Source organism: Streptomyces sp. A3M-1-3, from assembly GCF_024213665.1.
Lineage (GTDB): Bacteria > Actinomycetota > Actinomycetes > Streptomycetales > Streptomycetaceae > Streptomyces.
In genome coordinates, this window is the sequence record NZ_JANAVP010000072.1 from 1 (window position 1) to 1,561 (window position 1,561).

The following is a 1,561-nucleotide window of genomic DNA, read 5'->3' on the forward strand; positions in this document are numbered from 1 at the left end:
CTAGGGCCTGTTGCGAAAGTGGATCTCGCCTGTGAAATGATCTTGTGTTGTGGCGCGTGCAGATCTGACGGACGAACAGTGGGCCCGGCTGGAACCGCTCTTGCCCAGGAGGAAGAAGCCTGGGCGACCGCCGATATGGACGCGGCGGCAGCTGGTTAACGGGATACGGTGGCGGACCCGGGCCGGGACTCCGTGGCGCGACGTACCCGAGCGGTACGGCCCATGGGACCGGGTCTACGACCTGTTCCGGCGCTGGCAGCGGAACGGCACGTGGAAGCGCATCTTCACCGAGCTGCAAGCCCAGGCCGACGCGAAAAGCCTGATCACCTGGGACGTGAGCGTCGACTCGACCGTCTGCCGGGCCCACCAGCACGCCGCCGGAGCGGCTAAAAAGGGGATCTCCAGAAGGAACCGCCCGGCGGCATCGACACCGAGCCGGCCGACCACGGACTCGGACGCTCGCGCGGCGGCCTGACCACCAAACTCCACCTCGCGGTCGAGCAGGCACAGAAACCCATGTCCATCGTGATCACCGCCGGTCAGCGCGGGGATTCACCCCAGTTCGAGCCGGTCCTGGAGAACATCCGGGTGCCCCGTATCGGCCCGGGGCGCCCGCGTAGGCGCCCGGACAGAGTCCGCGCCGACAAGGCTTACGGCTCTCGGAAGAACCGCGCCTACCTGCGCAGACTCGGGATCCGCTGCACGATTCCAGAGAAAAAGGACCAGATCCGCAACCGCAAGAAGCTCGGCTCCCGCGGCGGTCGGCCGCCGAAGTTCGACAAGACCGACTACCGCGAACGCCATGCGGTCGAGTGCGGGATCAATCGCCTCAAGCGCCATCGGGCAGTCGCTACGCGATACGACAAACTCGCCGTCCGCTACGAAGCCACCGTGCTCGTCGCAGCCATCAACGAATGGCTGTGACGAAGCTGTCGCGATCAGGTTGGTCACGCAGGCGCGGCATAGCAATTGACGGTCACCGTCTGGGTCGGACTCCACTGCTGGTCGACGGTGGCCAGCAAGCTCCAGTCCAGGCGTTCGTACAGGGCTGCTGCCGACGTGTCGGAGGCCAGGACGTCGAGGACCGGATGCAGAGCACGCTCTTGCGCGTCCTGGACGGCCCGCGCCATCAGCAGAGCCCCGATTCCGCGGCCGCGAGCTGCGGGTGAGACGAACAAGCGGCTGATCACAGCGGCACTCTCGACGGGCACACCCTCCCGGTGGCTCCACAGGGCCGGTGCCACATCTCCCGCCCCACTGCGGGACAGACCGATGTGACCGACTACGTGTCCGTCCAGTTCCGCCACCCAGGCCGCGAGCAGGGAAGGCTGCGTCAACCACTCGCTGGGACGGTCAGGCCAGTTCACCGGATAGCCATCACCGTCATGGACCTCGGCGAGCACACGGACGCATCCGTCGAGATCAGACGCATCGCGCCCCCGGACACGGCAGGTCGATGTTTCCTCAGCAATGGGAGCACCCTGTCGATTCACCGGGGTATGCAAGCACAACACGACCGACAACGCACTTCTGCGACCAGCACTTTCGCAACAGACCCTAG

The 1,561-nt window shown here is 66.1% G+C and carries 2 protein-coding genes; one reads left to right on the forward strand and one right to left on the reverse strand.

All coding sequences use genetic code 11. The features are described 5' to 3' along the window. Positions 1-49 precede the first annotated feature (49 nt). Positions 50-924 (forward strand): IS5 family transposase gene (locus NLX86_RS34170; protein ID WP_374214029.1). Its coding sequence is split into 2 segments (ribosomal slippage): positions 50-443 and positions 443-924, totalling 876 coding nucleotides; the frame shifts between segments, so codons are not numbered across the junction. A 23-nt stretch (positions 925-947) separates the two neighbouring features. On the opposite strand, the gene NLX86_RS34175 is transcribed toward NLX86_RS34170, so the two are convergent. Continuing rightward, the gene (locus tag NLX86_RS34175; RefSeq protein WP_254375715.1) at positions 948-1,403 is read right to left on the reverse strand and encodes a GNAT family N-acetyltransferase; all 456 of its coding nucleotides are present in this window, start codon (positions 1,401-1,403) and stop codon (positions 948-950) included. Positions 1,404-1,561: the final 158 nt, after the last annotated feature.